General features: G+C 55.1%; 1 pseudogene. It reads left to right on the top strand.

The window, feature by feature from the left end:
- Positions 1–530, top strand: a pseudogene (locus NKI17_RS36965) (pilus assembly protein TadG-related protein); the annotation flags it as partial.

The following is a 530-nucleotide window of genomic DNA, read 5'->3' as shown; positions in this document are numbered from 1 at the left end:
GTCGTTCATCAGAACCTCGATCGGTTCTTTACGTCGATATTCACGCAAAACGCAGTTGGCGCACAAGCAAGGGCGGTGGCTCTTATTACGGATGCTTCAAAAGCCTGCATTTTGACGGTCGATCCTTCCGCTTCGAAAGCGGCGCTCTTTTCCGGCAGTTCGACCACAAAACTGACAGGCTGCTCCGTCATGTCGAATTCGATAGCTCCGGACGCCATCAAACTTCAGGGATCGGCAAGCCTTGATGTCGATTGCCTGATATCGGCAGGCGGTGTTTCGTTGAGCAACGTCGTGAAGACCGTTTGCGCCAGCCTGATAACTCAGGCGCTGCCCGCTGCTGATCCTTTTGCCGACCTGCCGGCGCCGCCGGCCACGAACCCTTGTCAAAACGGCAATCAGTCAACCTTGCAACCTGGAACATACTGCAAGGGGCTCAGCTTGAGCGGCAATGTAACCCTCTCGCCCGGGATATACGTCATTGAGGGAGGCGATTTCAAAGCGAGCTCGAATGCAAATATTTCCGGCGAGGG

It is taken from the genome of Mesorhizobium sp. M0816 (assembly GCF_040320005.1).
Lineage (GTDB): Bacteria > Pseudomonadota > Alphaproteobacteria > Rhizobiales > Rhizobiaceae > Mesorhizobium.
This window is presented reverse-complemented; position numbering and strand designations above follow the sequence as displayed.